25 protein-coding genes are annotated in these 26,341 nt (G+C 45.4%); all 25 read left to right on the top strand.

From position 1 onward, the window contains the following. The first annotated feature begins 233 nt into the window (after positions 1-233). The 25 genes from ACYCS5_RS02710 to ACYCS5_RS02590 all read left to right on the top strand — a co-directional run bounded on the left by ACYCS5_RS02710 (position 234) and on the right by ACYCS5_RS02590 (position 26,324). Positions 234-1,577, top strand: coding sequence for an aminotransferase-like domain-containing protein (locus ACYCS5_RS02710; RefSeq protein ID WP_459760753.1), 1,344 nt, complete (start codon positions 234-236; stop codon positions 1,575-1,577). A 162-nt stretch (positions 1,578-1,739) separates the two neighbouring features. Then, on the top strand, positions 1,740-2,099 hold the full coding sequence (locus ACYCS5_RS02705; RefSeq protein ID WP_025722131.1) for a histidine triad nucleotide-binding protein: 360 nt from the start codon (positions 1,740-1,742) through the stop codon (positions 2,097-2,099). A gap of 171 nt (positions 2,100-2,270) precedes the next feature. Then, positions 2,271-2,444 (top strand): 30S ribosomal protein S21, encoded by a 174-nt coding sequence (gene rpsU / locus ACYCS5_RS02700; protein ID WP_005547957.1) that lies wholly within the window; start codon positions 2,271-2,273, stop codon positions 2,442-2,444. Positions 2,445-2,460: 16 nt separating this feature from the next. After that, entirely contained in the window at positions 2,461-2,904 is a 444-nt protein-coding gene (locus ACYCS5_RS02695; protein WP_013311146.1) for a GatB/YqeY domain-containing protein, read from the top strand. Positions 2,905-3,183: 279 nt separating this feature from the next. Next, positions 3,184-4,551: an NfeD family protein gene (locus ACYCS5_RS02690; RefSeq protein ID WP_165149024.1), complete on the top strand. Its 1,368-nt coding sequence runs from the start codon at positions 3,184-3,186 to the stop codon at positions 4,549-4,551. A gap of 43 nt (positions 4,552-4,594) precedes the next feature. After that, the gene (gene floA / locus ACYCS5_RS02685; RefSeq protein ID WP_029517799.1) at positions 4,595-5,596 is read left to right on the top strand and encodes a flotillin-like protein FloA; all 1,002 of its coding nucleotides are present in this window, start codon (positions 4,595-4,597) and stop codon (positions 5,594-5,596) included. A 44-nt stretch (positions 5,597-5,640) separates the two neighbouring features. Next, a complete protein-coding gene (locus ACYCS5_RS02680) occupies positions 5,641-6,219 on the top strand; it encodes a hypothetical protein (protein ID WP_340932677.1) in 579 nt (192 codons plus the stop codon). A 421-nt stretch (positions 6,220-6,640) separates the two neighbouring features. Then, complete coding sequence (locus ACYCS5_RS02675; protein ID WP_165149027.1) at positions 6,641-8,050, top strand: amino acid permease; 1,410 nt, start codon at positions 6,641-6,643, stop codon at positions 8,048-8,050. 381 nt (positions 8,051-8,431) lie between these two features. After that, positions 8,432-8,725 (top strand): sporulation protein YqfC, encoded by a 294-nt coding sequence (gene yqfC, locus ACYCS5_RS02670; RefSeq protein WP_029517796.1) that lies wholly within the window; start codon positions 8,432-8,434, stop codon positions 8,723-8,725. Next, positions 8,722-9,915, top strand: coding sequence for a sporulation protein YqfD (gene yqfD, locus ACYCS5_RS02665; RefSeq protein WP_029517795.1), 1,194 nt, complete (start codon positions 8,722-8,724; stop codon positions 9,913-9,915). The genes yqfC and yqfD overlap by 4 nt, the downstream gene beginning before the upstream one ends. Before the next feature lie 6 nt (positions 9,916-9,921). Beyond that, positions 9,922-10,893 carry a PhoH family protein gene (locus ACYCS5_RS02660; RefSeq protein ID WP_029517794.1) on the top strand — a complete coding sequence of 324 codons (972 nt, stop codon included), beginning with the start codon at positions 9,922-9,924 and terminating at the stop codon, positions 10,891-10,893. 95 nt (positions 10,894-10,988) lie between these two features. Further along, positions 10,989-13,235 (top strand): HD family phosphohydrolase, encoded by a 2,247-nt coding sequence (locus tag ACYCS5_RS02655; protein WP_069010263.1) that lies wholly within the window; start codon positions 10,989-10,991, stop codon positions 13,233-13,235. A 55-nt stretch (positions 13,236-13,290) separates the two neighbouring features. After that, entirely contained in the window at positions 13,291-13,788 is a 498-nt protein-coding gene (ybeY, locus tag ACYCS5_RS02650; protein WP_029517792.1) for an rRNA maturation RNase YbeY, read from the top strand. Further along, entirely contained in the window at positions 13,788-14,162 is a 375-nt protein-coding gene (locus ACYCS5_RS02645; protein ID WP_025722122.1) for a diacylglycerol kinase family protein, read from the top strand. Before ybeY ends, ACYCS5_RS02645 begins: the two co-directional genes overlap by 1 nt. Before the next feature lie 49 nt (positions 14,163-14,211). Next, a complete protein-coding gene (gene era / locus ACYCS5_RS02640) occupies positions 14,212-15,114 on the top strand; it encodes a GTPase Era (RefSeq protein WP_459760752.1) in 903 nt (300 codons plus the stop codon). A 506-nt stretch (positions 15,115-15,620) separates the two neighbouring features. Then, a complete protein-coding gene (locus ACYCS5_RS02635) occupies positions 15,621-15,758 on the top strand; it encodes a YqzL family protein (RefSeq protein ID WP_080658633.1) in 138 nt (45 codons plus the stop codon). A 42-nt stretch (positions 15,759-15,800) separates the two neighbouring features. Continuing rightward, positions 15,801-16,553 (top strand): DNA repair protein RecO, encoded by a 753-nt coding sequence (gene recO / locus ACYCS5_RS02630; RefSeq protein WP_013311133.1) that lies wholly within the window; start codon positions 15,801-15,803, stop codon positions 16,551-16,553. A 403-nt stretch (positions 16,554-16,956) separates the two neighbouring features. Beyond that, the gene (glyQ, locus tag ACYCS5_RS02625; protein ID WP_023989480.1) at positions 16,957-17,844 is read left to right on the top strand and encodes a glycine--tRNA ligase subunit alpha; all 888 of its coding nucleotides are present in this window, start codon (positions 16,957-16,959) and stop codon (positions 17,842-17,844) included. Beyond that, positions 17,837-19,912 (top strand): glycine--tRNA ligase subunit beta, encoded by a 2,076-nt coding sequence (gene glyS / locus ACYCS5_RS02620; protein WP_340885942.1) that lies wholly within the window; start codon positions 17,837-17,839, stop codon positions 19,910-19,912. Before glyQ ends, glyS begins: the two co-directional genes overlap by 8 nt. A 115-nt stretch (positions 19,913-20,027) precedes the next feature. Then, positions 20,028-20,504 (top strand): YaiI/YqxD family protein, encoded by a 477-nt coding sequence (locus tag ACYCS5_RS02615; RefSeq protein ID WP_029517787.1) that lies wholly within the window; start codon positions 20,028-20,030, stop codon positions 20,502-20,504. Further along, entirely contained in the window at positions 20,497-22,371 is a 1,875-nt protein-coding gene (gene dnaG, locus ACYCS5_RS02610; protein ID WP_029517786.1) for a DNA primase, read from the top strand. Before ACYCS5_RS02615 ends, dnaG begins: the two co-directional genes overlap by 8 nt. Before the next feature lie 43 nt (positions 22,372-22,414). After that, positions 22,415-23,548, top strand: coding sequence for an RNA polymerase sigma factor RpoD (gene rpoD, locus ACYCS5_RS02605; protein WP_007431230.1), 1,134 nt, complete (start codon positions 22,415-22,417; stop codon positions 23,546-23,548). 87 nt (positions 23,549-23,635) lie between these two features. Continuing rightward, positions 23,636-24,475, top strand: a complete 840-nt coding sequence (locus ACYCS5_RS02600) for a hypothetical protein (protein ID WP_459760751.1) — start codon at positions 23,636-23,638, stop codon at positions 24,473-24,475. Further along, positions 24,472-25,233: a tRNA (adenine(22)-N(1))-methyltransferase gene (locus ACYCS5_RS02595; protein ID WP_029517784.1), complete on the top strand. Its 762-nt coding sequence runs from the start codon at positions 24,472-24,474 to the stop codon at positions 25,231-25,233. The genes ACYCS5_RS02600 and ACYCS5_RS02595 overlap by 4 nt, the downstream gene beginning before the upstream one ends. Beyond that, positions 25,209-26,324, top strand: coding sequence for a Nif3-like dinuclear metal center hexameric protein (locus tag ACYCS5_RS02590; RefSeq protein WP_165149059.1), 1,116 nt, complete (start codon positions 25,209-25,211; stop codon positions 26,322-26,324). The genes ACYCS5_RS02595 and ACYCS5_RS02590 overlap by 25 nt, the downstream gene beginning before the upstream one ends. Positions 26,325-26,341: the final 17 nt, after the last annotated feature.

Here is a 26,341-nt window from a genome sequence, read left to right as displayed (position 1 = left end):
CATCACCATGCAAGGCTGTTTCTTCCATTATGAAGAAACAGCCTCTTTTTCACGTAAACCATCCCAAATATGATCCAATAATTAAAACTGTATCAGTACAGTTCAATGAAATGAGGTATCCTGTTTATCCATAAACCATGGTAACATCTAGCGTGTAAAGAAACATAAGACGGAATAAGCATGTAATGAAATGAGCATGTAATGAGTATGTAAAGAGCAGGTGGGAGGATATTGTGAAAAAATACGTTTCAATTTTATTGGATATAGAACTTAAAATTCGCGAGGGACAATATAAATCAGGTTACAAGCTGCCGTCGGTCCGTGAGGCTTCTGAATTATACAGGTGCAGCAAAAGCACGATTTTGCGGGCATACGCTGAACTTGAAAAGAAACACGCCATCTATTCCATACCGCAAAGTGGATACTATGTAGTGGAAAATTCGGGCGATTTACACCATAGCCATATGCAAGACTTCGTTGATTTTGCTTCGGCCTCCCCGGATTTAAATGTATTCCCTTATCTGGATTTCCAACATTGTTTGAATCAGGCTATTGACACCTACAAATATCATCTGTTCACTTATGGCGATTCGCAAGGACTGGAAACACTGCGTCATACGTTGGTTTCCCATTTAGCTGATACTCAGGTGTTTGCAAAAGTGGATCGGATTATCGTTACTTCGGGTGTTCAGCAGGCATTGGAGATACTCGCTAAAATGCCATTTCCCAATGGCAAAGAAAAGGTTTTGGTCGAGCAGCCAAGTTACGATATATATTTGCGTTTTCTGGAGGAAGAGAACATACCCGTCAGTACCATCGTCCGGACAGCGGAAGGTATGGATTTTCACGAATTGGAGAATCAATTTAAGAACGAGAGCATCAAGTTTTTTTATACCATGTCAAGATATCATAATCCATTAGGAGTCTCTTACAACACAGAGGAGCGAAAAGCGATAGCTGCCTTAGCCGCCAAATATGATGTGTACATCGTAGAAGATGACTATATGGCAGATTTGGGGGCCGATCATCTGTTTGATCCCATTTATGCATACGACCAGACGGACCAGGTTATTTATTTGAAAAGCTTCTCGAAAATCATTTTCCCCGGCTTGCGATTAGGAGTTGCGGTATTGCCAGAAGCCCTATTGAAGACGTTTAATACCTATAAAAGATATGTCGACACGTCTATTTTGTCTCAGGCGGCGCTTGATATTTATATTAAAAATGGAATGTATGAGCGCCACAAGCACGCGATATGCAAACTGTATTCGGAGCGCGTTCGTGCTCTTAATAAGGCTGTGGAACGATACAATCAGGCCGGATACGTTCAGACTTCAGCTGTAACTTCAGGAGTTTATATGCAGTTTAAACTGCCTCGGACGGTGAATTTGGAACGCTTGGTACAGTGTCTTTCCGCGAGGAACATCCAGGTTGTAGCTGGCAAGGGCTTTTATTTATCAGGCTATAGGGAACAAGAGAAGTTTTTGCGCATAAGTATTTCGCGCGCGCAGCTGGATCAAATTGATGGAGGGGTGAAAGCCATTATAGAGGAAGTTAGTAAGGGAAACTGGTATTAAGACCCTTTTTCCGTTATGATACATATAGAAACATAAGTATAACCAAACATGGCTGTATATGTTTCTATTCAGTGTGGGAAATACATAACTTTGAATGCCGAGAGCAAGGGCTGTTTATGCCTATTTACTTATGATCGGCTCACTGCCAAAGGAGGGTTTTGAATGGACGATCTGTTTTTGAAAATTGTGGATGGAACCATCCCCAGCAAAAAGGTGTTGGAAACCGACAATGTGCTCGCATTTCATGACATCCAGCCTGCGGCGCCAGTACACGTGCTCATTATTCCCAAAAAATATATTCCTTCGATGAACGCTGTGACGGAGGAGGATCTTCCACTTATCGCGGAGATTCATCGTGTTGCGGTTGAGGTTGCGAAAAAGTTAGGAATCGCCGAGTCTGGTTATCGGTTGATTAACAACTGTGGCCCGGATAGTGGACAAGCGGTGGGGCATCTGCATTATCACTTACTGGGCGGCGCCAAATTGGGTGCCTTGACAGGTATTTCGGACTCACATTCTTAAAAAATGACAGAGCTTGTCTTTTCAGTAATACGGATGTGAATGGAGAAAAGTGGCCCTTTATGTATTCATTTTTTCTTATAGGTTGACACCTGGTTTCCGTTTCACCTATAATAAAATTTGATGAACCGTGTTATTGCTCTTGGACGGTCTGGTCGGAGGGAGGGAAAACTGGTGTCTGAAACTAAAGTTCGCAAAAACGAGACAATTGATGCTGCACTTCGTCGCTTTAAACGTTCCATTGCTAAGGATGGCGTATTGGCTGAGGTGAAGAAACGCAAGCATTATGAAAAGCCAAGCGTAAAGCGCAAGAAAAAGTCCGAGGCTGCTCGTAAGAGAAAGTTCTAGGAGGATCTAAGCAATCATGAATTTGAGCGAACGATTGAACGAAGATATGAAGCAAGCAATGAAGAGTAAGGACAAGTTCAAACTCTCCACCATTCGAATGGTTCGTTCTACGATTAAAAATCTTGAAATAGATTTGAAACGGGATTTGGACGACAACGAAGTGCTTGATATTCTGAGTCGTGAGATCAAACAGCGAAAAGATGCCCTCCATGAATTTGAAAAAGCCGGTCGTGATGAACTTGCGACAAGCACTAAAGCAGAAATAGAGATCATCGCTCAGTACCTTCCCGAACAACTTTCTGAGGAAGAAATTAAAGTTATTGTACAGCAGACCATCCAGGAAACCGGTGCTTCTTCGAAAGCCGAGATGGGGAAAGTAATGACGGCCTTGATGCCTAAGGTAAAAGGCCGCGCTGACGGTAAGCTCGTGAACCAAGCGGTTCAGCAATTTCTGCAATAAACCTGCGACAAACAGGAAAACACAACACCCTCTGTTTACAGAGGGTGTTATTTCTATATATGTGTTGCCTACCATAGAATGTAATGATGAGAAGATACTTTTATGTAAGCGCTATTGTTAATTGTGTGAAACGTGATGTTTGTTGGGTGCGTAAAGTATTTGGCAGCCGTCAGGATTAGCAATATACCCAATAATTTCACATTACATCCTGAAAACTGTATAGTTGTCTAACAAAGTTTGGTATGCTGTAACATAGAAAGATCGAAAGGGGGGAGAGAAATGCATAGAGAACATCACCACTCCTGTCGCAAATGGACCCTTTTAACGTTGTGGATTATGGTATCCGTTTTGCTGTTGCCCTTAGTTCATTCCGAATCAGCGGCGGCCCAAACGAAAGGTGGAGCTGTGTTTGTTATACCAGTCGATCAGGAAATTGAGCATGGCCTGGGCAAATTTATGGAACGTGGATTTGCAGAAGCAGCAGATTCCAAAGCAGGTCTGATTTTACTGGATATTAACACTCCCGGTGGACGGGTAGATACAGCGGAGAAGCTGGGCAAACTGATTAAAGACAGTCCAATTCCGACCGTAGCCTATATAAGGGGCGAAGCGGCCTCAGCGGGTAGCTATATTGCGTTGAGCGCAAACAAGATTGTTATGAAACCGGGGAGTATCATCGGAGCAGCAGCGTTAGTAGACGGCGGGGGGCAGGCTATCACAGATCCAAAAACGATAGCCTGGTGGAAGAGTAGCATGGCATCTGCCGCAGAAGCTGGCGGACGTAATCCGGATATTGCCAGAGGTATGGTTGACTCTAAAACGACCATATCTATTCCTGAGATGAACTTTAACAAGGAAAATGGTCAGATCATTTCTTTAACCAGTGAGGAAGCGCTAAAGTTGGGTTATGCGGATCACATCGCGTCTTCCGAACAAGAGGTTATCCAGTGGATGGGCTACAGCACGGATGATGTCATTCACGTGGAGCGAACATGGGCTGAAAAAGCAGCCGAGATATTGACCAACCCAATTGTACAGACGTTGCTTTTATTTATCGGTATCGCAGGTATTGTTATTGAGTTGATCGTACCCGGTTTTGGTGTACCGGGAATTTTGGGCATACTCGGATTTGGTTTGTATTTTTTCGGCAATTATATCGCTGGTTTTGCAGGTTCGGAGACGTGGTTGTTGTTTATTATCGGTCTGGCTCTGCTTATACTTGAAATGTTCATCCCGAGTTTTGGTATTTTGGGCATTTTGGGTTCCGTCAGCCTTGTCGCCGGAGTTGTTCGTGCAGCATACAACATGCAGCATGCGTTTATATCTTTGGGCATTGCCTTTGCAGCTGCGGTTGCCGTGGTAGCGATCATCGCGGTTGTATTCAAGGACCGAGGGATATGGAACCGTTTTATACTTAAAGAAAGTTTAACGGCTGAACAAGGTTTTTCTTCAGTTGTGAACCGGGAAATGCTATTAGGTCAAAGGGGTGTCAGTCTGACTCCACTTCGTCCAGCCGGAACGGTGCTGATCGCTGATGAGCGAGTCGATGTTGTAACGAACGGCGAGTTTATTGCTACAGATATGCCGATTATAGTATCCAAAGTAGAAGGCGGGCGAATTGTGGTCAAGGCAGACACTAGCGTCTAAACAAGCAAATAACAAAGAATTAGATTAATGGAGGATGATGCGAGTGTTCGAATCGGGTATTGTCAGCGTTTTGCTGATTGCCGTTGTAGTGATTATTGTATTGAGCGTATTTTTTAGTTTCTTCCCGGTGATGCTGTGGATTTCAGCATTGGCTTCGGGTGTGCGCATTGGCATCATTACGCTGGTAGCTATGCGCTTACGGCGCGTCACGCCAAGCCGAATTGTCAATCCGCTCATTAAGGCAACCAAGGCGGGTCTGGGCTTGAACATCAACCAGCTGGAAAGCCACTTTCTCGCAGGAGGGAATGTAGACCGAGTGATCAATGCGTTGATTGCTGCGCAGCGTGCTAACATTCCGCTTGAGTTTGAACGTGCGGCAGCGATTGATCTTGCTGGACGGGATGTTCTGCAAGCGGTCCAAATGAGCGTTAATCCGCGTGTTATTGAGACACCTATTGTTGCTGCGGTCGCCAAGGATGGTATTGAAGTGAAGGTTAAAGCTCGTGTTACGGTGCGTGCCAACATTGATCGACTTGTTGGGGGGGCTGGAGAAGAAACGATTATTGCACGGGTCGGTGAAGGTATTGTTACGACCGTAGGTTCCAGTAACTCGCATAAGGACGTGCTGGAGAACCCGGATTCAATTTCAAGAACCGTATTGTCCAAAGGTTTGGATGCCGGGACAGCATTTGAAATCCTGTCCATTGATATTGCGGACGTTGATGTAGGTAAAAATATTGGTGCTTTTCTGCAAACAGAGCAGGCGGAAGCCGACAAACGTATTGCGCAGGCAAAAGCGGAAGAGCGGCGTGCGATGGCTGTAGCGCAGGAGCAGGAAATGAAGGCGCGTGTTGTAGAAATGAGAGCACGCGTGGTGGAATCCGAATCCGAAGTACCGCTGGCAATGGCTGAAGCGCTACGCGGCGGGAAGCTTGGTGTCATGGACTATATGAATTTGAAAAATATTGAGGCGGATACGCAAATGCGTGGCTCCTTAGGCAAACCGAATGAGAACTCGGGGAATGACAACAAGAACCGGGATTAATAACGGGACATAGCCGATGAATTACGGCAGCTAGGTGGTGAGTAATGAACTTTATCAGCTGGATCTTTGAACATTTGTATATCCTGATCGTGATTGGCTTTGCTTTGGTGTCTTTTTTGGGGAAAAGCATCCAAGGTACAGGGCGGAAATCACCGCCGCGAAAAGGTATGCCTACCTTTGGTGGTGATCATGGTTCTCGTGGGCCCTCGACGTCATCCGGACCCTTCACAATGGAACATGGGCAAGAGCAACGTCAGCAGGATATTGCTGGAGAGCTGCAACGTCAATTTCCTAATGAACGACGGACGGTTATGGAAGCTCGTCGCATAGAAGAAATGGGCGATCGGCCGGAAACGGAAGAACGAATGAACCGGGATTCATTAGATAACGGTTCGACTCTAGAGGATCGGATCCGTGCTATGGAAGAAGAACGAAAAATGGTTTTAGCCCGTCTCGATCGTATATCCAATGCGAGGGAGTCAGGGGAAATTACAGATGCGCCAGAGATAGCTTCGCAAGACCGTAATACGGTGGATACGGCTGATCTGCGCAGAGGTGTGATTTGGGCAGAAATATTAGGTCCTCCACGTTCCAAGCGCTACATGGGTGGAGGAAGACGTTAAAATGATAGTGGATCCGTCACGGCTTTGGCTGTGGCGGATCTTTTTTTGTGATGCTTTAGGAATACATAACCATGCTCGGAATAAAAAGTGAATTAACGACAAATGCTCTAATTACCTGACAACGAATGTGATAATCCCTTGTGTGCTCTAGCTTTCTCACATTTGTTGTCATCTAAAATGGTGGCATTTTGTCTAATTTAGCGCCTCATTTATGAAAATATATTCCTGAAAAATGATCAAATGTAACAATATGAATGGAGCTTTCCGAAAGCAGTTTTCATTTTTTCTTTTTTATATATAATGTTCTCAATGATAGATACTTATGAAATTCACTCCAATTTTACCTAAAATTTTATTTATATCGAGGTGATACAACAAGGTTATAAAAATGGAAAAATTAATTTTTAGGAGGATGGGATCGATGGGAAATAGCTTGTTTAGAAAGAAAAGCATTGATCAGTTGATTGCCGCTACGCGAGGGGAAAAAGCACTCAAAAGGGAGCTGGGTGCGTTTGATTTAACGATGCTTGGAATTGGAGCCATTATCGGAACGGGAATTTTTGTGTTGACAGGTACAGGAGCAGTTACGGCTGGTCCAGGCTTGGTTCTTTCTTTTGTGATTGCGGGACTCGCGTGTTTATTCGCAGCATTGGCTTATGCGGAGTTTGCATCCACCGTTCCAGTATCCGGTTCTGTTTACACCTTTACATATGCTACGATGGGGGAGCTATTGGCCTTTATTATTGGATGGGATTTAATTTTGGAATACATGCTGGCAGCCAGCGCCGTTTCCGCAGGTTGGTCGGGTTACTTTGTATCATTTTTGAACGGAATTGGCCTTCACATTCCGCTTGAATTCACTGCCGCACCGGGGGCTTTGAAAGACCAAACTACTTATTTTAATCTCCCAGCTTTTTTAATTTTGATGGGTATCACGTTCTTGCTTTATTTAGGGATAAAAGAATCAAAACGGATAAACAACATCATGGTAATCATAAAAATTGTTGTTATTTTATTATTTATCATTGTTGCTTTTAGATATGTGAAGCCAGATAATTGGACACCGTTTATGCCGTTTGGGTTCAGTGGGGTGTTTGGAGCCGCAGCTCTTGTGTTTTTTTCTTTTATTGGTTTTGATGCTGTTTCATCAGCGGCTGAAGAAACTAAAAATCCCACTACTAATTTACCGCGAGGCATTATTTTCTCTCTCATTATTTGTACGTTTTTGTATGTCATTGTTAGCGCGATTATGACTGGTATAGTACCGTTTATGCAATTTGAAGGTATCTCTCACCCCGTGTCATTGGTATTGCAGGTTGCAGGCCAGAACTGGGTTGCAGGTATAGTAGATATAGGAGCCATCTTAGGGATGACAACGGTCATGCTGGTAATGCTCTATGGTCAAACTCGTATTATGTTTGCTATGTCACGTGACGGCTTAGTCCCCAAAGTATTATCCAAGGTTCATTCCAAATACAAAACGCCCTACATTAACACGTTGTTTTTCGGCACTTTATCTGCATTAATGGGTGGACTGATTCCGCTGGATGAGTTAGCAAGTTTGGTGAACATTGGAACCTTGTCAGCATTTATTCTGATTTCGGTCGCCGTTATCGTTATGAGAAAAACACAACCTGACTTGCCAAGGGCCTTCCGATGTCCTGGAGTTCCGTATATCCCGATCCTGGCTATCGTTTCATGTGGGGTGCTCATTCTTAATTTGAATGGCCAGACATTTATTCGCTTTATTATTTGGCTTGTCATTGGTATGGCTGTTTACTTCTTATACTCTAGAAAAAACTCTCTTTTAAATCGAGATAGCGAAAAATAACCGTGTCATTTAATGAAATTCAAAAGAAGACAACCTTTGTTTTCAATATGAAAATGAGGTTGTCTTTTTTGTTGTGAATTTTGAAAGGACACATCTTTTTCCTCTGCTATATAGTAGCTACTACGAATTGTAAGTTTAGCCTCATAAATGCCGCGACTGGATCATAAAATGTACAGTACAGATATCTGTGGCGCTGGTGTAATGGTGTTCACTGATAATAAGAATATAAGATGGAAAGCCAGCAGCGTAGCTGCCTTGAAACATCTATGGGTACCGGATGGCAATAACAGAAGATGAAAAAATAGCAGCGTGCTGTCATCAAAACAACTTTAAGCCGTTGGATAACAAATATTTTGATGACAGGAAGGGAGATTTCGCCGTATGAGCAGGATGAGCCGCAAACTGCGAAAGTGGGCCAGCGAGACGCTGGAGCTTCCGCAGGACATTCTATTTGACCTGCCGCGGTTAACCCTCATCGGCAGCCGTCAGCTTTATGTGGAGAATCACCGGGGCGTGGTGGATTTCACGCCGGATCAGCTCGTACTTGCACTTGCGCAAGGCAGGCTGAGGGTGTCCGGCCATGATCTAGTCATTACGTCTATTCTGCCAGAGCAGGTAAGTGTGGAGGGACATATAACGGATATCCAAATGGAAGGAACGGAGGAAGGCTCGTGAAACATCCTGCTTTAGCAAAGCTGCGTGGTACGGTTACCCTTGCTATCAAGGGCGAAAGTGTGGAAGCTTTCATTAATTTACTCACCGATCACCATATACCTGTGTGGAACGTGCGGCCGATGGGTACTAGACATGCAGAAATGAACCTTCTGCTGCCGCACGTCTTCCTCCTACGCCCGCTTTTGAGAAGGACAGGCTGTAAAATGCATGTTCTGAAGCGGCAAGGGCTTCCCTTTACTGCTGTACGACTTGCCAAACGTAAATTTTTCCTGGCTGGATTGGCTTTGTTCTGGATAGGTCTTCTGCTGATGTCTTCGCTTATCTGGGACATTGAAGTAAAGGGGAATGATAAGCTATCGACGGAATCTGTTCTCAAAGCCGCTCGACAGGAGGGCCTGTATCCATTTCAATGGAGCTTTCGTCTATCCAGTCAAGACAAGCTTTCACGTGCGCTCATGCAGAAGCTTCCAGAGGCATCCTGGATCGGTGTGGAAAAGCAGGGTACTTTGGTGACGATTCAGGTTGTTGAAGCTTCACAGCCTACCCCTGCGCCGCTCTACAGCCCTCGTCATATCATTAGTAAGGCAGATGCGGTAGTTACTGAAATTTTTGCCGAGCAGGGTCGTCCTGTCGTGCATAAAAATACGCGTGTCAAAAAAGGAGCCATCCTCATCTCTGGAACGCTTGGAGATGAGGAGAACCAACAGCAGGTCGTAGCCAAAGGAGAGGTTAAGGGTCTTGTATGGCATGAATACGAAATTAGCAGTCCCACGGTGCAACGCAGCAGCACGTATACAGGTATCAGTCATGACCGCTTGTATCTGGTCCTAGGCAACCGTGCGATACAATTGTGGGGATATGGGAAAATACCTTATTCTACACATAAAACAACAGTTGAACATGATCCGCTAACATGGCGTTCCTACAAACTTCCGATGGGTTGGATGACCGAAAGTGTGAGGGAGACAAAGATACAGGAGCAGAAGCTTACGGAAGCAGAAGCGAAAATGTCAGGTTTAGAAGGCGCGCGAGCTGATATTTTAGCTAAATACGGCAAAGGAACGAAAATAATGAGCCAAAAAATTTTGCATGAGAAGAGAGAGAATGGTAAAGTTTATATGAAAGTGCTTTTTGAAGTGGAGCAGGATATTGCGGAAGAACTTCCGTTAGTTCATAACCAAGGAGAATGAGGCTATTTGGCAGAACAACAACGCAGCATACAAATTGCATTGAACAATGCGGGAGAAGGACAGGCGTTATTTGGCCCGCAGGATTCCTTTTTGAAATTAATCGAAGCAGCTATTCCCGCAAAAATAGCATCTCGTGAGGCAGAAGTTAATGTTTTTGGTAATGCTCACGAGGTGGAAGTGCTCGAACAATTGTTCGACGTATTACTCCAGTTAATTCGCAATGGGTATATACTGACCGAAAGGGATGTCCATTATGCGATTGAACTGGCAAAAGATTTGCGCGCTGATCAGCTGCTCGATTTGTTCAAGGGTGAAATTACGACGACGTTCCGGGGTAAACCGATTCGCGTCAAAACGATTGGACAAAAGCACTATGTAACCACGATTAAGAAACGCGATATTGTATTTGGAATTGGCCCGGCGGGTACTGGTAAAACCTATCTGGCTGTAGTGCTGGCCGTAGCTGCCCTGAAGGAAGGTTCAGTCAAGCGCATTGTACTGACTCGTCCTGCGGTGGAAGCAGGTGAAAATTTAGGTTTTTTACCAGGGGATTTACAGGAAAAAGTTGATCCGTATTTACGCCCATTGTATGATGCCCTATACGATGTGATGGGCCCAGAGCAGACTGCAAAGGCACTGGAGCGCGGATTAATAGAAATTGCACCTTTGGCTTATATGCGGGGACGTACGCTGGATGACTCTTTTATTATTTTGGACGAAGCGCAAAACACTACACCCGAGCAAATGAAAATGTTTTTGACTCGACTTGGCTTTGGCTCCAAAATGGTCATTACCGGCGATGTTACGCAAATTGATTTGCCTCGTGGCAAAAAATCCGGTCTGATTGAAGCGAATGCGATTTTACAAGGGATTGAGGAAATAGGCTTTGTCCAGTTTGCAGAAGAGGATGTTGTCCGTCATTCCCTGGTACAGAAAATTATTGTTGCTTATGACCGAGTTGCCGAAAATCAAGGATAGTCATTCAATCACGAGTATGCCGTGTACGACCAGAAAAAGTATAAAATGAGCAGTGTAGCTGCCTTGAAAAAGATGATGGAGAGGGATTGTTTTAGATGACCTCGAAGGAATTATCTAAAGGGAAAACGTTCCAGCATAGAATGAATGGATGGAAGTATAGCGTGGCGACACGCTATCTTCTGTTTTTATTTTTGGTGGTTCTTTTTTATGTAGGCTTTGCGTCCAAGCTGCTTCCCGAGCGTTATGATATTCGGGTAAATCAACCGAGTGAAAAGGAAATTGTCGCCCCGATGCAGCTTCCTAACAGTAAGGCGACTTTGAAGGCTCAAGAGGAATCAGCTGAACGTGTGCAGCCCATGTATACCATTGTGCCCGTTCGCAACGATAACCTGATTACTGGTATTTTGGATCGAATTGAACGGCTCAATCAGGATGACCAGGTCTCCAGAGCAGATAAGATTTCGATTTATAAGGATGAGATTCCGCAACGTGCACGGGAATTTGTACAAAATTTTGTGAATAACAGCCGTAATGCGGATGCCTACCCAGATAAGTTGCTGGATGAAGTGCTGGAAAAAACGAAAGAGCAAACGTACCGAATTCCAGAGGAGACATTCATTAAAATTCCGCGCCTTACATCTGAGGATATTGCTGAAATGCGGCCTGTTGCCCGTGAGATTGTGACAGGGTTGATGAATGATCAAATTACGGATGCTCAGACAGCCCGAGCGAAAGTAGCTGAGCGGGTTAGTACAAGCTCGCTTACTAAGCGTACTTCACGGGAGGTTGTTCAGGAACTTGCAAGGCTTGTGATTACCGCCAACAAGTTTTATGATGATACAGCTACGAAGGACGCAAAGGTACAGGCTCGTGAAGATACACCGACAGTTTACATTAAACAGGGTGAAGTACTCGTCAAGAAGGGTGAGATTATTACCCAGGAAATCTATACACTGCTTGATGAAAATGAATTGCTCAAGGATAAAATCAATTATTGGCCACAATTTGGACTGCTGATGTTGTCTATGATGCTGGCATTGGGCCTGTTTATGTATATTCGTCAATTTCAATCACGAACACGAAACTTCAAGTATAATAATGCGCAGTTGCTCATGCTAGTATTAATCTTTGTGATAACAGTTGGAGCAATGATGTTAATTTCCATACTGCAGAACAATGAACGTTCCTATCTCGGCTATCTGGCGCCTATCGCGCTTGGAGCTATGCTTGTAACGCTGTTGCTTGATATGTCGTTGGCTTTCGTATGTGCCGTTATATTCAGTATATTGGCAAGTGTTATTTTGAATGTCCGTCAGGGACAAATTTTCGACTTTAATTTTGGATTTTTTGCTATTGTGGTCTGTCTGGCAGCGATTTTCTCTACTCATCGAGCCAGCCAGCGTTCAACACTGTTCAAAGGGGCGATTATGGTATGCCTGTTCGGTGCCCTGTCTGTTTTTTCTCTCGCACTGATTGACCAAGGGAATTGGACTCAAACGACGACGCTCTATGGGGTAGCTTTTGCTTTTGCAGGCGGTCTGATAACAGCAATACTTGTTATTGGGCTAATGCCATTTTTTGAGTCTACCTTTGGTATCTTGTCGGCACTGAAGCTTGTTGAGCTGTCAAATCCCAATCATCCATTGCTCCGCAAGCTGCTTACGGAGACACCGGGAACGTATCATCATAGTGTAATGGTGGGTAATCTGTCAGAGGCCGCAGCGGAGGCTATAGGGGCAAACGGCTTGTTGTGCCGGGTTGGTTCGTATTATCATGATATTGGTAAAACCAAGAGGCCTTCGTACTTCATTGAAAATCAAAATGGGTTGGAAAATCCACATGATACAATAGAGCCCAAGCTGAGCAAATCCATCATTATCGCCCATGCTCGTGACGGCGTGGAAATGCAATTGGATTACAAGCTGCCCAAGCCCATTCGCGATATTGCCGAGCAGCACCACGGAACGACATTCTTACACTATTTTTATCACAAGGCGTTGCGCGAAGCTGAAGAGCGGGGGGTGGAGCCTGACTTCACGGAGGATGATTTCCGTTATCCGGGACCGAAGGCTCAGTCTAAAGAGTCTGCTGTGGTGGGAATTGCTGATAGCGTGGAGGCAGCAGTTCGTTCCTTACGGAAGCCGACAGTGGAACAGGTTGAATCCATGATTGAGAAAATTATTAAGAGCCGTCTGGATGATCACCAATTTAACGACTGCGAGCTGACCATGCGGGAGCTTGATATCGTGGCTCAAACCCTCAAGGAAACAGTAATGGGGATTTTCCATTCCCGTATTGAGTATCCGGAGGAAAGGCCCAAGTCTGAAAACGGAAAAGCTTAATATAACTTGTGCATGAAGTACGGTTAGAGCACTAGAATTAAAAGGAGCGGTTGGCATGGGCCTTCAATTAGCTTGGAATAATGAACAAAACGATATGGTAATTAACGAATCCTTGATTACGCTGCTGAACACCTTATTAGAGGAGGCAGGCAAAGTGGAAGGAGTCACTGACGGTGAGGTAGCCCTTACCTTCGTTAATGATGAGCAAATTCATGAGTTGAACAGGGACTATCGGGGAATTGATCGTCCCACCGATGTGTTGTCTTTTGCTATGAAGGAAACACTGGATGAAGAGCTTGAAATTATTTACGAACCGAATGATGAAAATTCATTGAATGATGTACCTGATGTTTTGGGGGATATTATAATCTCTGTACAAACAGCGCAAGCTCAGAGTGAAGAATACGGACATTCGATTGAGCGTGAAATCGGTTTTTTGTTTGTTCACGGCTTTCTTCATCTGTTAGGCTATGATCATCAGGATGATGTGAGTGAAGCTGAAATGATGGGCAAACAGGAAGCTGTACTGGCTCAAGCGGGGTTGACAAGGTAATGAGACGTCAGCCTTGGAGAATGACTTTTCGCTATGCGGCAGAAGGCGTGATGTACGCTCTGCGTACGCAAGTAAATATGCGGATACATGTGGCCGTGGCGCTCCTTGTCATTGTAGCAGGCTTAACTCTGCACATCTCCCGGCTCGACTGGTTATTCGTCTGCGTGGCTATCGCTATAGTCATTGTAGCCGAACTGTTCAACACCGCTGTTGAAGCAGCGGTGGATCTCATCTCACCTGATATTCATCCGCTGGCCAAAGCGGCTAAAGACACCGCCGCCGGAGCCGTGCTCCTGGCAGCGGTTTTTGCTGTAATTATTGGTATATTTGTGTTTTATAGGCCTATGTTGACGTTAATTAGTTCGCTGTTTTAATGGAAAAACCAAAATAAAATAGGTGCTTAATCGCGCTGGAGGAAATGAAATGGCTAAGAAACACTTTAAATCAGGCTTTGTCGCAATTGTTGGCAGACCCAATGTCGGAAAATCTACACTGATGAACCATGTCATTGGGCAGAAGATTGCCATTATGTCGGACAAGCCGCAAACTACACGCAACAAAATTCATGGCGTATATACTACAGAGGACACACAAATTGTATTTTTGGATACACCCGGGATTCATAAGCGCCAGTCAAAATTAGGTGATTACATGAATCAGACTGCTTTTAATACGTTGGGTGAAGTAGAAGCGGTACTTTTTCTTATTGACGCTGCTGAAGGCCTAGGTGGTGGCGACCGTTTTATTGCGGAACAGCTTAAACAAGTAAAAACGCCAGTTATCTTGGTGCTGAATAAAATTGATCGCATTGAGCCGGAAGCGTTGTTGCCCCTGATTGAGCAGTATCGCAAGTTATACGATTTTGCAGAAATTGTACCGATCTCGGCCAAAATGGGCAACAATGTAAACACCCTGCTCGAGCAGGTGCAAAAATACTTGCCAGAAGGTCCGCAATATTATCCAGATGATCAAATTACCGACCATCCTGAGCAGTTTGTTATTGCCGAGCTGGTTCGGGAAAAAATTCTGCATATGACACGTGAGGAAGTACCCCATTCTATTGCGGTTATGATTGAAGACATGAAAGTGCAGGATAATGGTGTAGTGCATATTATGGCTGTTATTTTTGTAGAACGTGACTCCCAGAAGGGGATTATTATCGGCAAACAGGGAGCCATGCTCAAAGAAGTGGGCAAACAGGCCCGCCAGGATATCCAAAACCTGCTAGGCTCCAAGATTTTCCTGGAACTTTGGGTTAAGGTCAAAAAAGACTGGCGCAACCAGGAACGCGTTCTTCGTGACCTGGGCTTCCATCGCGACGCTTAAAAACAGAACTCAATTCTACGTCGCTTTAGTTCAAGGTTTATTGAGGCTGAAAATTGATATTAAATAAATATGTATTAGTTGTAGTAAGCATCATAAAAAAGCCGTCCCGATCTCTTGGCTGAGATAGTAATAGTCTCCTGATCATTTAAAGCGCCGCGTATGTGCGGCGCTTAACTTCTTGCTCTTTTTATCCTTTTCTTCCAGCGATGAAATAGGTGTGTTTTAAAAAGGCCTTGTATGCACGATGTAGCGGAGCGAAGGATTTGAATCTGAAGAAGCGATAGCGTTCGCCTTTACCCTCGAATTTAACCCTTTGTATGTTTTACATTCAAATAAATTCGGGGGTAACAGCGATCGTAAGATCAAATCATTTGCGAAGCGTATTCCATTCTACATACAGCAGCCTTTCTCAAACCAACCATTTATTCCATCGCATACTTCCCTTCACTTCGCATCATCCTAATTTTGAGATGCAAACGTCATTTCCGAAGAAAGGATGAATACGATTGCGAGATTTTTCGTGGAAGTATTTTGCGATGACTGGAGATGTCGGTGCGTATCTGTTATACCGGGAGAGCGCCATGACAAGGGAGCAAGATACGGATGAAGGAGAGTCGGACGAGCATGAAGAAGCCCGTGAATAGTACAAGCCACTGGCTTCTTCGCGAATGTTTGGGGGAAGAGGCATGCTTTACAGGGTGGAAGGAATCGTCATCCGCAGCATGGATTACGGTGAGGGGAACAAAATTATTACGCTTTGCACCGAAAGCGGAGGCAAAGCAGGCGTGCTGGTCAGAGGTGCAAAAAAGTCCAAAAGCCGTCACGCTGCTTTAACGCAGCCGTTTACGTACGGTGAATTCGTTTTTTTTCGAAACACAGGCTTAGGCACGTTGAATGCCGGTGAAATCATCCAATCCCACCATACATTACGCGAGGATATTACTAAGGCTGCTTACGCTTCCTATGCTTGTGAATTACTCGATCGGGTGTTACAGGATGAGGAAACAGGTGCGTTCTGGTTTAAGCAGCTAAAAGCATGTTTGGAGGCGCTGGAGAGTGGCAAAGATCCGCTGATCGTCATGAGTATTTATGAATTTAAAATATTGCAGGCGGCCGGATATGCTCCTCAGCTTGATGCATGTATTTCAAGTGGTCAACAATGTGCTGATGAAGATATGTTTGTCAGTCCGAGACTAGGCGGAGTTTTGTGTCGGAGCTACAAGCATTTTGATCCAGCGGCATTGAGCGTGACTCCACGTACATTGAAGTTGCTGCGCTTGTTCGCCAGAATGGATTTGAATCGGCTCGGCAACATTGACGTGAAGGACTCCACCAAGCTGGAGATCAAACATGTCATGCGTCAGTTCATGGATATGCAGTTGGAGGTCAAGCTGAAATCCCGCAATTTCTTGGATCAGCTCGACAAATACGATATGTGAAACGCCCTATTCTCTTGACTGTATTGCTGAAAACGTGTAATATCCTACTATATATCTCCTTCGGGAGCAGATGCATTGAACGAGAAAGTAGCGGGATGTATTCTCTGTAATTAGCGAGTTGGGGACGGTGTAAGCCCAGCGGGAATTCTTCGTGAACAAGGCACTCGGGAGCGTCTGAATGGACACGGAAAAGAGGATTACGATCTGATTGGTGATGTAGGATCGCAATCAAGTAGGGTGGAACCGCGGGAGTCAGCTCTCGTCCCTACGTCTGTACAGGCGTAGAGGCGGGGGCTTTTTGCTGTCTCTAGCAAGGCTTTTGGGATAAAATAGCCCTGTACATACGAGCTTAATGAGAAGAAATCACCAACATTTGAGAGAAGTGGAAAGGGAGCGTGTACCAATGAATTTTCAGCAGATGATTTTAACGCTGCAACAATTTTGGGCTGAACACAACTGTATTATTGTACAGCCGTATGATACGGAAAAAGGGGCAGGCACGATGAACCCAATGACGTATTTACGTTCGATCGGACCTGAGCCGTGGAATGTAGCTTATGTTGAGCCTTCTCGTCGTCCGTCAGACGGACGTTATGGTGAGAACCCGAATCGCCTGTATCAGCATCATCAGTTCCAAGTCGTTTTGAAGCCTTCACCGGATAACATTCAGGAATTGTATTTGGAGAGTTTGAGCCGTTTGGGCATTAACCCTCTGGAGCATGATATTCGTTTCGTTGAAGACAACTGGGAAGCACCGACGTTGGGAGCGTGGGGCTTAGGTTGGGAAGTATGGCTGGACGGTATGGAAATTACCCAATTCACCTATTTCCAGCAAGTGGGCGGTATTGATGCCAGTCCGGTTGCGGTAGAAATCACGTATGGTATGGAGCGTCTTGCTTCCTACATCCAGGACAAGGAGAATGTGTTCGATTTGGAGTGGGTCAACGGAATCACGTACGGTGATGTCTTCCACCAGCCTGAATTTGAGCATTCCAAGTATACGTTCGAAGTATCTGACGTCAAAATGCTCTTTACTCTTTTCAATATGTACGAAGAAGAGGCAAATAAAGCGATGGCGCAGCATCTTGTATTTCCAGCCTATGATTATGTGCTGAAATGTTCTCATGCGTTCAACTTGCTGGACGCTCGCGGAGCGATCAGTGTGACGGAACGGACTGGGTTTATTATACGAGTGCGTAATTTGGCGCGTCAGGTGGCTGCGACCTATCTGGAGGAGCGCGAGAAGCTGGGCTTCCCGCTGTTGAAGAAAGGAGGTGCGGCAAATGTCTAAAGATTTATTGTTTGAGATCGGGTTGGAAGAAGTCCCTGCACGTTTTATCCCGAATGCGATTCAGCAGTTGAAGCAGCGTATGACGGCATGGCTTGACAGCTCGCGTATTGCTTATGGTGCTGTAGAGGCTTATGCTACACCTCGCCGTTTGGCGGTACTTGTGAAGGAAGTAGCGGAGAAGCAAGAAGATATTAACGAAGAGGTTAAAGGTCCTTCCCGCAAAATCGCACTAGACGAAGCTGGTAACTGGAGCAAGGCTGCACTGGGCTTTGCTCGCAGCCAAGGTGTTGATCCTGAACAGTTTACGTTCAAGGAGCTTGGAGGCGTGGAATATATTTACGCAACTAAGAGCAGCATAGGTGTTCCAACGGCGGATGTACTGTCCGAAGGTTTATTGCACATTTTACATGCCATGACATTCCCTAAATTTATGCGCTGGGCGAGTTATGACTTTAAATTTGTTCGTCCGATCCGCTGGTTGATTGCCTTGTTTGGTAACGATATTGTTAATTTGGAGATTGCCGGCGTGCAGTCAGGAAACGTGACAAGAGGGCATCGTTTCCTTGGACAGGATGCCGTAGTAGAAAGTCCAGCTGACTATGTTGAAGTGCTTCGCAAGCAGCATGTCATTGTGGACATTGAGGAACGTCAATCGCTTATCGTGAAGCAGATTGAAGCGCTGGCTGCCGAAAAAGATTGGACGATTGCGGTAAAAGATGATTTGCTGGAAGAAGTGCTGTATTTGGTGGAAACCCCAACAGTACTGTTCGGAGGTTTTGATCCTGCGTTCCTGAACATTCCGAAGGATGTACTCATTACTTCCATGCGTGAACATCAACGCTATTTCCCAGTGCTGGATCGCACAGGAGAGCTACTGCCATATTTTGTTACGGTACGTAACGGAGGAAGTCAATCGCTGGAAGTCATTGCTAAAGGGAATGAAAAAGTATTGCGTGCGCGGCTGTCTGATGCCAAATTCTTTTATGAAGAAGATCAGAAGCTGGAAATTAAGGATGCACTCTCCAAACTGGAAAGTATCGTTTTCCACGAAGAGCTGGGAACGGTTGGAGACAAAGTGCGCCGGATCCGCCGTATTGCTGATGCTCTGGCAGAGAAGCTTCGCGTTTCTCCAGATACACAGGAATCGGTTAGTCGAGCAGCGGATATTTGTAAATTTGACCTGGTAACACAAATGGTATATGAGTTCCCGGAACTGCAAGGTGTGATGGGTGAGGACTATGCTCGTAAGGCTGGAGAGAAGGAAGAAGTGGCAAGAGCGGTGTTTGAGCATTACCAGCCGCGTTATGCAGGAGAAACGGTTCCTTCAACGAATGCTGGAGCGATTGTAAGTATCGCAGACAAGATAGATACTATTACAGGCTGCTTCTCCATCGGTATTATTCCAACAGGTTCACAGGACCCTTACGCGCTTCGTCGCCAGGCAGCAGGTATTGTGCAGATTTTGTTGGATCGTAAGCTTTCAGCTACGTTGTCTGATGTGTTCAATATCGCGCTCGATGTGCACAGCAACCTTGGAAATATGAAACGTTCCGCGGATGAAATACGTAAAGAATTACATGAGTTTTTTGGATTACGCGTGAAGAAACTATTGTCTGAGACACTTCGTTATGACGTTGTGGATGCTGTGCTTGCAGCTGGATATGACGACGTTGCTTCCGTTGTTAACCGCGGAGCTGCGTTAATGACTGCCGTACAAACAGGTGAGGTATTCAAAGCAACAGTTGAATCCTTTAATCGTGTAGGTAATCTGGCTGCTAAAGCAGTTCATAAGTCAGTTAATACGGGTGAGTTTACGGAACAAGGCGAAAAAACGCTTTACGAAGCATGGTATAGCGCTTATGAATCTTACAGCGTAGCTCTACAGGAAGGTGATGCGACACGGGCGTTAGCGCTAGCTTCATCCATTACCCCTGCGGTAACGGCGTTCTTTGATTCCGTTATGGTTATGGCTGAGGATGACGCTGTTCGTAATAATCGTTTGGCATTGCTGGCTGTTATTGACTCAGAACTGAAGCGTTTTGCCGATTTTTCCAAGCTTGTAGTTTAAACGTCAGTTGTGGTAGTATGAACAACTTGAAAAAATGGGTATAAATATACGGAACGGTGTAAGAGTAATCTTGCAGCCGTTCCGTATTTTACTCGAATGCGGATGGGGGATGCTTATGGGGGGAACCGGAACTTTACTGGGTGTGAGGATCGTTGTTGACGGGGACGCTTGTCCTGTTAAAAGTGAAATTGCGGAGATAGCTTCCCGTTTTCATATTGAGGTTATTATGGTATCTTCATATGATCATCTCATTCAGGGCAGCAAAGGTGTAAGCGTCGTTAAAGTAGACCGAAGCGACCAAAGTGCCGATCTCTATATTGCCAATCATATCCGCCGTGGAGATATTGTAACCACCAATGATTATGGTCTTGCTGCACTTGCCTTGGCAAAAGGTTGTGAAGTGATGTCTTTTCGCGGAGCTATGTATCGAAACGATTCGATAGATTTCATGCTTGACCGACGTCATACTTCTGCCAAAGAACGGAAAAAAGGACGTTATGGAAAAGGCCCTAAACCGTTTTCATTAGAGGATCGTGAAGTTTTTCAACATAAACTGACAAAACTTTTACTTCGCTTGCAGGAGAATGAGTAACGGTATCGAATTATATTTACGTGCTAAAGAGATGAAGGTGGTTAATATGAGTGCCGGACAAGGTAACATACCGGACGATATCATTGAGTCAGTTTTACAACATCATGATATTGTAGATACGGTAAGCAAGTACGTGCATTTGACCAAGCAGGGGAAATATATGAAAGGCCTCTGTCCTTTTCATTCCGAAAAAACCCCTTCATTCACCGTGACACCGGATCGTCAGATTTTTTACTGCTACGGCTGCGGCGCGGGAGGCAATGCCATCAAGTTTATGATGGAAATCGAAGGACTATCCTTTCCCGAAGCTGTCAGGACAATGGCAGAAGAAAGTCATATCCCGCTCGGCGAATGGCAGGGACGTGATTCATCGCATCAGCATCCTGAGTTGGACAGGCTGTTGCAAGCGTATGAGTTAACTTCTAAGATGTACCATTTTTTGCTTAAAAATACGGAGCACGGCAAACCAGCTATGGAATACTTGCGCTCACGAGGATTCAGTGACAAGATCATTGATCAATTTCAAATTGGCTATGCACCCAACCGATGGGATACAATCGTTCAGTTTCTGGATAAGCGTTCTTTTGATCCCGTGGAGATGGAAAAGGGAGGGCTTATTTCTCCCCGGCATGAGGGTGATGGATATGTGGATCGATTCAGAGATCGTATCATGTTTCCCATTTGGAATCGCAACGGAAAAGTTATTGCCTTTGCAGGCCGTATACTTGGTGAGGGACAGCCGAAGTATTTGAATTCACCGGAGACCAAGCTATTCAACAAGAGCCGAACGCTGTACAATCTCCATCATGCTAAAACCTCAATTCGCAAGCTTCGCCAAAGTGTTCTTTTTGAAGGCTACGGTGATGTCATCTCGGCATGGGAAGCTGGCGTACAAAATGGGGTGGCCGCCATGGGCACTGCTCTAACAGAGCACCATGCTACGATGTTAAAAGGACTGTGCGACGAGGTCATTATTTGTTATGATGGTGACCGGGCAGGACAAGCTGCTGCGCTTAAAAATTTTCCGCTGTTGGAAAATGCGGGGCTTCACGTGAAAGTAGCGCTGGTCAGTGACGGTATGGACCCGGATGATTTTATCCGGCAATACGGCGGCGAACGATTCCAGCGCCAAATTATCGAAAGTGCTGTTTCAACGGTGAAATTTAAGCTTATATATCTGAAAAAAAACCATATACTGCAAGAGGAAGAAGGAAGAATCGCGTATTCCCGCGAAGCATTAAATGTCATTGCACCTCTGTCATCCCCGACCGAGCGGGAAGTGTATCTGCGCGAAGTGTCAGCCGAAGTCAAGGTGGATTTTGAAACCTTGAAGCAAGAATGCAATTTACTGCGTCAATCCCTGCAAAAAAAACAGAACTTTGGGGATAATAACGAAAATGGGTGGAATAATGGTAGGCATAAAAAAGGGCAGGTCTCCACACCTAATCTGTTGCCGGCTTACCATGTGGCTGAACGCAGACTGCTTCACTGGATGATGCAGGATTTAGAAGCTGCAGAGTATGTAGAAAAGCATCTGGGCGACGCCTTTAATATTGAGGATCATGCAGCAATTGCTGCTTATCTATATGCCTATTACGCGCAAGGGAAGTTACCGGATACAAGCCGTTTTATTTCATCTTTGCAAGACGACCGACTGGAGAAGAACGTAAGTTCGATCATGATGATGGATGCTCCAGGCGTATGGGCACCGCACATTTTGGATGATTATATTCATCAAGTGCGAAAATTTCCATTGCAGGAGCAACTGGATTTGAAGAGGGAAGAAATGAGAGCCGCTGAGCGCTTAGGTGACTTTCTGCGCGCAGCACAAATTGCAAGTGAGATTATAGCCCTAGAGAGACAATGAACACACAGAGGTCGGATGTTTCTAGGGAGGAGGGAGTCGAAAGATGGCGAATGATCAGCATACTGAACTGGAGACGGAACTAACACTGGATCAGGTTAAAGATCAACTGATTGAGTTGGGTAAAAAAAGTTCTTCTCTGAACTACAAAGATATCATGGAAAAACTATCGCCGTTTGATCAGGACCCCGAGCAAATGGATGAGTTTTATGAGCAGCTGGGTGACTTGGGGATTGAGGTTGTGAATGACAACGACGAAGAAGTTACCAGATTGCGTCAAAATGACGACCCGGAAAACAATGATGGGGATGATTTTAATTTCGATGACGATCTGAGCCTGCCTCCCGGTATTAAAATTAATGACCCAGTCCGGATGTACTTGAAAGAAATCGGTCGTGTACCGTTGCTTTCTGCTGATGATGAGGTGGAGCTTGCCAAACGGATCAATAACGGCGATGAAGAAGCTAAGCGCCGGTTGGCAGAAGCGAACTTGCGTCTGGTTGTAAGTATTGCCAAACGTTATGTTGGTCGCGGAATGCTTTTCCTGGATCTGATTCAGGAAGGTAATATGGGTTTGATTAAGGCAGTAGAAAAATTTGATTACGAAAAAGGCTTTAAATTCAGTACCTATGCAACCTGGTGGATTCGTCAGGCCATTACGCGCGCGATAGCCGATCAGGCGAGAACGATCCGTATTCCGGTGCATATGGTGGAAACGATCAACAAGCTGATTCGCGTATCGCGTCAACTGTTGCAAGAGCTGGGGCGCGAACCTACGCCCGAGGAAGTGGCTGCCGAAATGGAGCTGAGCGTGGAAAAAGTACGGGAAATTATGAAAATTGCCCAAGAACCGGTTTCATTGGAAACACCAATTGGTGAAGAGGATGACTCACATCTGGGGGATTTCATTGAGGATCAAGAAGCGTTGGCGCCTGCAGATGCGGCTGCCTATGAACTTCTAAAGGAACAGCTCGAGGATGTACTGGATACGTTAACCGAACGGGAAGAGAATGTTTTGCGTCTCCGCTTTGGTTTGGACGACGGAAGAACCAGAACCCTTGAAGAAGTGGGTAAAGTGTTTGGTGTTACACGTGAACGTATTCGTCAGATTGAGGCCAAAGCGCTACGTAAGTTGCGCCATCCAAGCCGCAGTAAGCGACTGAAGGATTTCCTCGAATAGAAGCGTTACATTGCGGACCTTCTGCGGCTTGAAGCGCGCAGGAGGTCTTTTTTTATCTCATGGCAGTCTTGGTGGAGGGGAAGAAGCTTGGACCAAGAGAAAAAGCGGGCAATACTGTTACATGAAATTGAGCATTGGCGGCGAAGTCGGCTGCTCCCTGAGCAATATTGCGATTTTTTGTCTAACCTGTATCGGGAGGACGTAGATCCGTCGCAGAGCCAGAACCGTAACAACACCGGGCTGCTTACATATCTTAGACACGGGCATGGGATCGCCTGGCTTCTTGGTTTTGTCATTATTTCCTGCATTTGTTTGATCGGTTTTTATTTTACCGCTTTTCCGTTGGCAATGCAAATATTCTCGGCGAGTGCAGTTACTACGATTTGCTATGGAGTGGCCGCATTTTGGCGGTCTTCTGAAAAGAGTATGAGCGCGATGTTGAGCACTTTAGGCAGTGCGATTATGTTGGGTTCGGGTGTATGGATCATTCAGCTCCATCAAGGTGAAGCTAAGGTTTGGTTTCTTTTGCTCGTAGGCCTATGCGGTGTGGTATGGTGTCTTGTGGGATTAACTTTGCGCAACAGCTTACTTCATTACTGTGGCATTGCTGGGCTACTTTTAGTGTACGCGATCCTTATAGGCCGCTTCTGGCCTACAGCAACTTTAGTGATGCTTGAGGCATTTTGGATTTTGCACGCAGTATTGTTGATCTGGTTAAGCTGGTGGGTACATCGCCGCTTTCCGCGTCTCGCTTTGGTTTATTTCGCTATAGGCATGACACTAGCATTCATGGCTGAAGCAGACACGTTTATCCTGCGCCATCAAGCGGCGGGAGATGTGGTGTTTTACAGCATACTGAAGTTGGCATTTGTTGTTGGAATTTTATTTTGGACTCGAAAAAAATGGATTACGTGGGTGACGTTATGAAACTTTCTCAACGATTACAATATATTATGGAACAAATACCTGCCGGGAGCAGACTTGCGGATATTGGCTCGGATCATGGACTACTCCCCGTGGCCGCAGTGCGTAGTGGCAGAGTACCGCAAGCTGTGGCGGGTGAAGTCAATGATGGACCGTTGCGTGCGGCTCAAAAGCAGGTGGCCGAAGCAGGTCTCACGGATCGCATTGCGGTTAGAAAGGGAGATGGCTTGGCTGTAATTAAGGTCGATGAAGTTGATGTTATTACGATAGCCGGGATGGGTGGTGCCTTGATCGCTACCATTTTAGAGCAAGGGAAAGACAAGCTTGTTTCAGTGAAACAACTTGTTCTACAGCCTAACGTAGGAGAGGATATCTTACGCCGTTGGCTCATCGAACATCAATGGGTACTAACAAGTGAACATATTATGGAAGAAGACGGGAAAATATATGAGATTCTGACGGCAGTACCTGATTCGGTAAGCCCACTGAAACAGGATGCGCTGTATCAACCATGGAAAATTCCCGATAGTTCGCTGGTACTGACACCGGATTTGTTGATGCAACTCGGACCACTATTGGTCAAAGCACCGAATGAAATCTTTTTTTATAAATGGAAATTGGAGATTCGCAAGCTTGAGGATGTGCTGGCACAAGTGGCACGATCAGATCAGGAATCCGCACAGCATAAGCGGGAGCAATTGCGCAAGCAAATTGAACAGCTAGAGGAGGTACTTGCATGTTTGCCAAAGGACAGACAGTAATTAGCTATATGGAGCAGCTGGCTCCGAAATACTTGGCAGTTCCGGACGATAGAATCGGGCTTCAGCTGGGTAGTCTGCAAAAGGAAATCAAAAGCATATTAGTAGCCCTAGATGTTAATGATGAGGTTGTCGAAGAGGCACTCCGCATAAAAGCTGACCTCATTATTGCGCATCATGCGATTATATTCCGCCCACTTAAAGCTTTGAACACAGATCAGCCTGCGGGTAGATTGTATGAAAAACTGATCAAGAATGATATTGCTGTCTACATCAGTCATACGAATCTGGATACAGCTGAGGACGGCATGAATGACTGGATGGCAGAAGCACTGGGTATTCAAAGTGAAGGTACGCTTGAGGATGTTCACACCGAGCAATTATTCAAGCTTGTTGTTTTCGTACCCAAAACACATCATCAACGGGTACTGGATGCCATACTGGGGGCGGGAGCTGGACATATCGGCAACTACAGCCATTGCAGCTTTAACATTGACGGCTATGGAACTTTTGTGCCGGGTGAAGGCACACAGCCGTTTTTGGGTGAGCAGGGTAAAATGGAACGTAGTGAAGAGGTTCGTATTGAGACCATTGTACCGCAGGGTGTACGCAATAAAGTTGTTCAAGCGATGCTGAAGGCTCATCCTTATGAAGAGGTGGCTTATGACCTGTATCACATGGATTTGCAGGGCCGTTCCTTTGGTTTGGGACGGGTGGGCAAGCTTAAGGAAACTCGCACGCTACGGGAGTTTGTCGATGTTGTGAAAAATGGCCTCAACGTGGAGCATGTACGTGTGGTGGGCGACTTGGACCGTATGATCAAAAAGGCAGCCGTGCTTGGGGGCTCAGGCAGCCGCTATGTGAATAAGTCGCTTTTCAAAGGTGCTGATGTATTGGTCACAGGGGATATTGACTATCACACGGCTCACGATGCCCTGATGGCGGGGATTGCTATTATTGACCCTGGACATAATGCTGAAAAGATTATGAAGCCTAAAACCGCAGAATGGATGCGCAAACGCTTGGTAGAAGGTCGTTATTCAACGGAAGTACATGTATCTCAGGTAGAAACCGAACCTTTTCAATTTTTGTAAAATATCAACATCTATGA

This window comes from Paenibacillus sp. SEL3, from assembly GCF_054602585.1.
Note: the sequence above shows the minus strand (reverse complement) of the source record. Positions and strands in the feature narration are given on the sequence as shown.

Excerpts from the sequence above, each read along its gene's own strand:
- yqfC (WP_029517796.1), top strand. The coding sequence starts at position 8,432 with ATGAGCAGGATGAGCCGCAAACTGCGAAAGTGGGCCAGCGAGACGCTG.
- ACYCS5_RS02690 (WP_165149024.1), top strand. The coding sequence starts at position 3,184 with ATGCATAGAGAACATCACCACTCCTGTCGCAAATGGACCCTTTTAACG.
- era (WP_459760752.1), top strand. The coding sequence starts at position 14,212 with ATGGCTAAGAAACACTTTAAATCAGGCTTTGTCGCAATTGTTGGCAGA.
- dnaG (WP_029517786.1), top strand. The coding sequence starts at position 20,497 with ATGAGTAACGGTATCGAATTATATTTACGTGCTAAAGAGATGAAGGTG.
- ACYCS5_RS02705 (WP_025722131.1), top strand. The coding sequence starts at position 1,740 with ATGGACGATCTGTTTTTGAAAATTGTGGATGGAACCATCCCCAGCAAA.
- ybeY (WP_029517792.1), top strand. The coding sequence starts at position 13,291 with ATGGGCCTTCAATTAGCTTGGAATAATGAACAAAACGATATGGTAATT.
- ACYCS5_RS02695 (WP_013311146.1), top strand. The coding sequence starts at position 2,461 with ATGAATTTGAGCGAACGATTGAACGAAGATATGAAGCAAGCAATGAAG.
- ACYCS5_RS02645 (WP_025722122.1), top strand. The coding sequence starts at position 13,788 with ATGAGACGTCAGCCTTGGAGAATGACTTTTCGCTATGCGGCAGAAGGC.
- ACYCS5_RS02595 (WP_029517784.1), top strand. The coding sequence starts at position 24,472 with ATGAAACTTTCTCAACGATTACAATATATTATGGAACAAATACCTGCC.
- ACYCS5_RS02655 (WP_069010263.1), top strand. The coding sequence starts at position 10,989 with ATGACCTCGAAGGAATTATCTAAAGGGAAAACGTTCCAGCATAGAATG.
- glyQ (WP_023989480.1), top strand. The coding sequence starts at position 16,957 with ATGAATTTTCAGCAGATGATTTTAACGCTGCAACAATTTTGGGCTGAA.
- recO (WP_013311133.1), top strand. The coding sequence starts at position 15,801 with ATGCTTTACAGGGTGGAAGGAATCGTCATCCGCAGCATGGATTACGGT.
- ACYCS5_RS02615 (WP_029517787.1), top strand. The coding sequence starts at position 20,028 with ATGGGGGGAACCGGAACTTTACTGGGTGTGAGGATCGTTGTTGACGGG.
- ACYCS5_RS02675 (WP_165149027.1), top strand. The coding sequence starts at position 6,641 with ATGGGAAATAGCTTGTTTAGAAAGAAAAGCATTGATCAGTTGATTGCC.
- glyS (WP_340885942.1), top strand. The coding sequence starts at position 17,837 with ATGTCTAAAGATTTATTGTTTGAGATCGGGTTGGAAGAAGTCCCTGCA.
- rpoD (WP_007431230.1), top strand. The coding sequence starts at position 22,415 with ATGGCGAATGATCAGCATACTGAACTGGAGACGGAACTAACACTGGAT.
- ACYCS5_RS02680 (WP_340932677.1), top strand. The coding sequence starts at position 5,641 with ATGAACTTTATCAGCTGGATCTTTGAACATTTGTATATCCTGATCGTG.
- ACYCS5_RS02590 (WP_165149059.1), top strand. The coding sequence starts at position 25,209 with ATGTTTGCCAAAGGACAGACAGTAATTAGCTATATGGAGCAGCTGGCT.